At 60.6% G+C, this 6,855-nt stretch carries 4 protein-coding genes and 2 pseudogenes; 4 read left to right on the plus strand and 2 right to left on the minus strand.

What is annotated here, in order from left to right:
* Positions 1 to 739 (minus strand): annotated as a pseudogene (locus tag ACYQ6T_RS10315) (type ISP restriction/modification enzyme); the annotation flags it as partial.
* A gap of 215 nt (positions 740 to 954) precedes the next feature.
* Here ACYQ6T_RS10315 and ACYQ6T_RS10320 point away from each other — a divergent pair.
* The 4 genes and pseudogenes from ACYQ6T_RS10320 to ACYQ6T_RS10335 all read left to right on the plus strand — a co-directional run bounded on the left by ACYQ6T_RS10320 (position 955) and on the right by ACYQ6T_RS10335 (position 6,038).
* Positions 955 to 2,001 carry an HlyD family secretion protein gene (locus ACYQ6T_RS10320; RefSeq protein ID WP_459830547.1) on the plus strand — a complete coding sequence of 349 codons (1,047 nt, stop codon included), beginning with the start codon at positions 955 to 957 and terminating at the stop codon, positions 1,999 to 2,001.
* Positions 2,002 to 2,005: 4 nt separating this feature from the next.
* Positions 2,006 to 2,230, plus strand: a pseudogene (locus ACYQ6T_RS10325) (ATP-binding cassette domain-containing protein); the annotation flags it as partial.
* Positions 2,220 to 4,883: a ribosome-associated ATPase/putative transporter RbbA gene (rbbA, locus tag ACYQ6T_RS10330; protein WP_459830549.1), complete on the plus strand. Its 2,664-nt coding sequence runs from the start codon at positions 2,220 to 2,222 to the stop codon at positions 4,881 to 4,883. The pseudogene ACYQ6T_RS10325 and the gene rbbA, both read left to right, overlap by 11 nt.
* Positions 4,884 to 6,038 (plus strand): ABC transporter permease, encoded by a 1,155-nt coding sequence (locus tag ACYQ6T_RS10335; protein WP_459830551.1) that lies wholly within the window; start codon positions 4,884 to 4,886, stop codon positions 6,036 to 6,038.
* A gap of 17 nt (positions 6,039 to 6,055) precedes the next feature.
* On the opposite strand, the gene ACYQ6T_RS10340 is transcribed toward ACYQ6T_RS10335, so the two are convergent.
* Positions 6,056 to 6,799 carry an S-methyl-5'-thioinosine phosphorylase gene (locus tag ACYQ6T_RS10340; RefSeq protein WP_459830553.1) on the minus strand — a complete coding sequence of 248 codons (744 nt, stop codon included), beginning with the start codon at positions 6,797 to 6,799 and terminating at the stop codon, positions 6,056 to 6,058.
* Positions 6,800 to 6,855: the final 56 nt, after the last annotated feature.

The raw sequence follows: 6,855 nt of genomic DNA on the forward strand, positions 1-6,855 counted from the left end.
TGACACAGTCAAAGTAAGTGAGCGTTTGCGCGTAAAGGTCGGCGAACTCCTCGGCGGTGAGGCTGGCGATCAGGTACTTCTGGAAGGCATCAAAAAAGCCAAGCAGCGTCCCTTTGCCGGATTGCCGCTCTTCACGCAGCTGTTGTCCGACGATGTTGCGCAGAAAGCGGGTCCGTTTCGCAAGTTCCTGCGCAAGCGTCTCGGCAGTGAGGGAACACGGGAGAGAAAAAGCGAGAAATTGATCGAGGAGCGCCCAGACTGCGTCGGGGTTTTCCACCGGAGGTGTGTGGCGCAGCGCGGTGAGCACCACCGGCCGGCCCAGTTGCGCTTCGGCAACACGCTCGCCGTTGCGGTAAAGTCGAAATTCAAGGAAGTTGGTGAGGATCAGGTTGGGAAAGGTCTCCCGATAGCGCTTGAGCTGATCAGTACGTTCGATGTGGTCGAGCGACTCGGCTGTCGGGGGTTTGGCTTCGATGTAACCGACAATCCGCCGCTCGCCATCCCAGACGCGAAAATCGGGGTTGCCGGCCTCAGTCGGTCGCGGTTGGACGGTGATTTGGATGTTCTGCCGGCCGGTTGCTTTGGCGATCTCGTCGATCAACCGAACGAGCGTCGAGTAGAAACTCTCTTCGCGGGCGTCGCCAGGGCGATGGACGGCGGAGAGATCACGGAGATAGGCAGCGAAAAGCTTTGCTTTTTGCGAAGCAAAAAGGTCGGTGGGTTTCTTCGCTTTGGCCATTTTGGGTTGCCTCTCCGGGGGGAACAACGCCTTCTGGGTCCGAGATGAGGAGAGGATAGCACCGTTTGGCTCCATTCTCGACCGCACTGCCCGCAATCTAATTTTACATAATAAAAATTATCACGTTACAATCAGAACCCCAGTCAGAGGCATACATAAACCGCTCGAACCGCTTGCTGCTATAATGACCATAAATTCATAATAAGGACACTACCATGCTCCGTCATGACCGCACCCCAATCGTACGACGCCGCGCCCAGCGGTTTGGCCTGTTCGCCGTTGCCTTGGCAACGATTGGGCTCTTTGCAACAACTCCATTGGCTGCTGCGGAAAATCAAGACAAACCCGCACCGTGGCAGCGGCTGAAAGAGCGGCTGATCGAACGGGGTTGGCTACGTGACCGGTCGCTTGAGAAGCTCCCCATTGGCAATGGGCGCCTCGAGCTACGGCAATACGATATCGCAAGCAAAATTCCCGGCAGACTGACCTCAGTTCGGGTCAGCGAAGGTGACTGGGTCGAAAAAGATCAACTCCTCGCCACCTTGGACAGCAGTGAGCTGCAGGCGCAGCGTGAAGCCCTTGAGGCGCAGGTGACCGTTGCCGAACGGGCCTATGCCGAAGCGCAAGCGGCACGGCGCAAAGCACAGGCTGACCTTGATCTTGCTCGAGCCAGTTTTCAGCGCGCCCAAGAGCTGCGGCAACAGAAATTCGCCTCAGAAGACCAATTCGATCGGGCCCGAACGGCTTGGGTCAATGCGCAAACTGCCCTCGATTTGGCAGACAAACGGGTTGCGCTGGCTGCCGCCCAAGTGGATGCCGCAAAAGCCCAACTCAACGTGATCGACAGCAAATTGGCTGACACGCAGATTCTCAGCCCCATCGCTGGACGAGTATTGAAACGCTATGTCCTCCCCGGAGAGGTAATCCCGGCGGGGGCGATGGTGCTCTCGTTGGTCGATCCGCTCGACCTCACTATCGACATCTTCCTCACCCCAGCGCAGATGGCCGATGTCCAGCTCGGACAAGCTGCCGAGATCGTTCCAGAAGGGTGGACGGCCGAGCGCGGCGCGATTCCTGCCCGTGTCGTCTTTGTCTCGCCCGAGGCGCAATTTACCCCCAAATTCGTCGAAACGGCAGACGAACGGGCCAAATTGAGCTTCCGCGTTCGCCTCGCGGCCGACCGCGAATGGCTAGCACAACACCGCGACGCACTTTTTGGCGGCTTGCCCGCCGTGGCGCGCATTCTCGTCAAAGAAAAGTAATACCGTGAAAGCGGAAGAGCGCTCTGCCACCCCTTTCATTACGCTGCGCAACGTCGTCCATCGCTACGGGCGGGAAACCATCGCGTTGGCGATCGATGAGCTCAATCTGCCGCCGACTCGTACCATCGGTGTCATCGGCCCTGACGGAGTCGGTAAGTCGACCCTCCTTGCCCTTTTGGCCACGGCGCGCAAAATTCAACAAGGGGAGATTGTCGTTGATGGCGTCGATCTTCGCTGCCGACGCAGCCGCAGAAAGCTCCAAGAGCGCATCGCCTACATGCCCCAAGGGTCTTGGCAAGAACCTCTACCCGACCCTCTCGGTTTGGGAAAATGTCACCCATTTTGCCGACCTCTTCGCCCTTCCCGAGCCTCAACGATCCCAAACGATCAACCGCCTGCTCACTGCTACCGATCTCCTTCGTTTCCGCGACCGCCCGGCCGGAAAACTTTCCGGCGGCATGAAGCAAAAACTTTCACTCTGTTGCGCGTTGATCAATGACCCCGACTGGCTGATCCTCGACGAACCGACCACCGGCGTCGATCCGCTCTCCCGCCGCCGATTTTGGAACTTGATCGCGCAGTTTCAGGCAGAGCGCCCACAACTCAAGGTCATCGTCGCCACCGCGTACATGGAAGAGGCCGAGCACTTCGATACCCTCCTGGCCCTCTACGAAGGGCGGATTATCGGGAAAGGAACGCCCGAGGAGCTCAAACGGCAAACCGAAACAGCGACGTTAGAGGCTGCATTTGCCCGACTGATGCTCCGCGATCGCACCGCCCTCTCGGGTGTTGCCCACGGTAGCGCCACTCCCCCTTCCCTCTCCTCCGGCAGCGAGACACCGATGGACCCGCCCCCTGGAGTCGACGACGCCCGGCCGATCGTGATTGCGGCCGAGGGGCTCACGCAGCGTTTTGGCGATTTCGTTGCAGTGGATCACGTCTCCTTTGCCATCCGTCAAGGAGAAATCTTCGGTTTCCTCGGCTCCAACGGCTGTGGCAAGACGACGACGATGAAGATGCTCACCGGCCTCCTGCCGCCCACCGAGGGAAGATCGCGCCTTTTTGGCACCCCTCTTGCGCCCAATGATTCGGCAACGCGGCGGCTAGTCGGTTACATGACGCAGCAGTTTTCGCTCTACCAGGAGCTGAGCATTGCGGACAACCTCTGGCTCCACGCGCGGATCTTCGAAATCCCCGAGGAGCAGGCGCGTCAGCGCATCGAAAAGCTCCTCGAACGCTTCGATCTGGCGCGTTTTCGTGACCAAATTGCCGAATCACTTCCCCTTGGGGTGAAACAGCGGCTGTCGCTCGCGGTGGCCGTGCTGCACGAGCCCAAGGTGTTGATCCTCGACGAACCCACCTCCGGGGTCGACCCCGTGGCGCGCGACCAGTTTTGGGCGCTTCTTTATGAGCTGTCGCGGCAAGAGGGGGTGACGATCTTTCTCTCCACCCACTTCATGAACGAAGCGATGCGCTGCGACCGCATCTCCCTCATGCACGCCGGCCGCGTGTTGATCCAAGATACCCCGGAACGGATCATTGCCCATTACGGCGCCGATTCGCTGGAAACCGCTTTTATCCGCGCGCTCGAAGCCGAAGAGGCCAAGGCGAACCCACCCCTTGACCTTCCGCCCACTACCGCAGCAGCGACCACCCCACCCTCATCGACCGGCGACGGGGACTCGCCGCTCTCACTCAGCTCGTCAGAAGCTCCTCCTGCCGGTTCGTCCCCCATCCGCACACCCTCGTTTGCCCCCCTCTTTTCCTTCACGCGCCTGCTGAGCGTCGCCAAGCGGGAGGGGCGTGAGCTGATGCGTGACCCGGTTCGCCTCGTCTTTGCCCTGCTCGGGGCAGTCATTTTGATGTTCGTGCTCGCAAGCGGCATCTCGCTCGACGTCGATCGTCTCCCCGTGGCCGTCTATGACGGAGATCAGAGCACCGAAAGTCGCGACTACATCGCCCAGGTCGATGCCACCCGCGAATTTGAGGTTGTCTTGCGGGTCTCCAACCTCGAAGAGCTTCTGACCGCACTGCGTGACGGGAAAGCGGCAGTAGGTTACGGCTTCCCGAGCGGCTTTGCGGCCGATCTCCGCCGGGGAAGAAGGCCGGAACTGGGTGTGTGGATCGATGGCTCGATGCCCTTTCGGGGGGAGACCGCGCGCGGTTACGTCCTTGCGATCCATCGCGCCATTCTCGGGCAGTGGCAGTCACTCGAAGTAGGACCGGGGGGCGAACTCCCAGTAGCGCTTTCAGTGCGTTACCGCTACAACCCCGAACTCCGCTCGGTTAACGCCATGGCTCCTGCGGTCATCCCGCTCCTTTTGATCTTCATTCCTGCCATTTTGACTGCCCTTGCGGTCGTTCGGGAAAAAGAGCTGGGCAGCATCGTCAATCTCTATGTCACGCCGCTATCGCGCAGTGAATTTCTCCTGGGCAAGCAGCTCCCCTATGTTGCTGTTTCGTTCGTCGCCTTTCTTCTGCTCCTCGCCCAGACCCGCTGGGGCTACGATGTGCCGCTCAAGGGTGATCTCCTCTTTCTGGCAGGAGCCACCCTCCTCTATCTGCTGGCCACCACCAGTTTTGGCCTCCTCCTCTCGACCGTCACCCGCACCCAGGTTGCAGCGCTCTTTGGCACCGCCATTTTGACCATGCTGCCGAGCATCGAATTCTCTGGCCTCACGACCCCCGTTTCTGCGAGCGAAGGGATCCCCCGCTGGATCGGCGAAGGTTTCCCGGTCAGCCACTACCTGACGATCAGCCGGGGGATCATCACCAAAGCGGTCAGCGGGGAGATCCTGCGCGACGAACTGCTTTGGCTTGCCCTCTTCCCCCTCTGCTATGGACTCCTTGCCGTCTGGCGCTTGCCCAAACAGGAGCCGTAAATGCCCCAACGCCCTGAGTTTGCGCCATCGCCCCGCCACCTCTTTTTCCCTCCTGTGCGCGCCTTGATGGTCAAGGAGCTGAAAAGCCTTTGGCGGGACCACGTGCTGCTTCTCCTCATCATTTGGGCCTTTACGGGCGCCATCTATGCGGCCGCAGCGGGTGTTTCGAAAGAGCTCCACAACGCGCCAATCGCCTTCGTCGACCACGACCACTCTGCCCTCTCGGCGCGCATTCTCGCGGCAATCCAACCGCCGCAGTTCTTGCCCCCTCGGGTGGTTGACTGGAGCGACGTGGATACGCTACTCGACAAAGGGGAAGTGAGCTTTGCCCTGGTGATTCCGCCAAACTTCCAGGCCGATCTCACAGCACGCCGCTCTACCGAAATTGCGCTCTGGATCGACGCCACCGTGATGACCCAGGCTTTCCTCGGTCAAACCTACCTCACCCAGATCGTCAGTGACGAAATCACCCGCTGGGCCGAAGGGCGCGTCCCCCTTCCCCCTCAGCCGGTAGACCTTGTCGTTCGCGTCCGTTTCAACCCCAATTTGACCGGCAAATGGTTTGGCGGCGTGATGGAAATCATCAACATGGTGACGATCCTGACCGTGGTGCTCGTGGGCGCGGCACTCATCCGCGAGCGCGAACATGGGACGGTCGAACACCTTCTGGTCCTGCCGCTTCGGCCGTCCCAGATTCTGCTGGCGAAGATTTTCGCCAACGGGATCGTCGTGCTCGTGGGGGTAACGGTCTCTCTGGTGTGGGTAGTACGGGGGGCACTCGGCGTTCCGATTGCGTGGGAAAGCATCGCCCGTTTTCTTCTGGCCGCAGCGCTCTTTCAATTTGCCGCCGCCTCACTGGGGGTGCTGTTGGCCACCATTGCCCGTTCGATGCCCCAGTTTGGCCTTCTGGTGATTCTGGTCGTCATCCCACTGCAGCTCCTCTCCGGCGCGGTGACACCGCGGGAGAGTATGCCGGAAGTCGTTCAACGGATGATGTTGGCGGCCCCCAACACCTATTTTGTCCGCTTGGCGCAAGGGCTCCTCTACCGCAACGCCCCGCTCGATGTCGTCTGGGGCGATCTGGCGATGACCTTGGTCTTGGGGGCGCTCTTTTTTCTCCTCGCCCTCAAACGTTTTCGCGCGAGCCTCCGCTGATCCCCGTTCGCCACCACCTACCGACAGAGGTGGCAGAACGCTTCGAGAATCCGCCGCGCCCGGCCGATCGCCTGATCAAGCACCGCATGCAGTTCGGCAAAAACAATGCCCTGTTGCGCGTCCCCTCGGCCTGCGGCGTAGTTCGCAACGACGTTGAGTGCGGCATATTCGAGACCAATCTCCCGTGCGAGCACCGCCTCCGGCATCAAGGTCATCCCCACCACATCAGCGCCGTCGCGTTCGAGCCGATCGATCTCCGCCGCCGTTTCGAGCCGCGGCCCTTGAGTGCACGCGTAGACTGCCCCGTCGACCACCTTCTCCCCACAGGCTGCCGCCGCTTGCAGCAGATGATCCCGCAGCGTCGGCGAAAAGGGATGGGTGAAGTCGATGTGAACCACCGGGTCATTCGGCCCGTCGAAAAAGGTCGAAACCCTCCCCCAGGTGTAGTCGATGATCTGGTGCGGTACCACCAGGGTTCCCGGCGGGTATTTCGCCGTGATTCCGCCTACGGAGGCGACCGCCAGCACCCGGGTCACCCCTACCTCTTTGAGCGCCCAGAGGTTTGCGCGATAGTTGATGCGATGGGGGGCGATCGTGTGGCCGTAACCGTGGCGCGCGATGAAGACCACCTCTTCGCAGCCCAGTCGGCCGAAGGTGAGGACGCCAGAGGGTTCGCCGTAGGGGGTACGGACCACCCGTTGTCCCAGGGGTTCGAGATTGGTCAGTTGCGACAAACCACTGCCACCGATGACTGCGAGCATTGTGACGCTTCCTGGTCGATAAAGGTGCCATTTTAGCGGCAAAAAAGGAGTGACGT

Source organism: Hydrogenophilus islandicus (assembly GCF_054657095.1).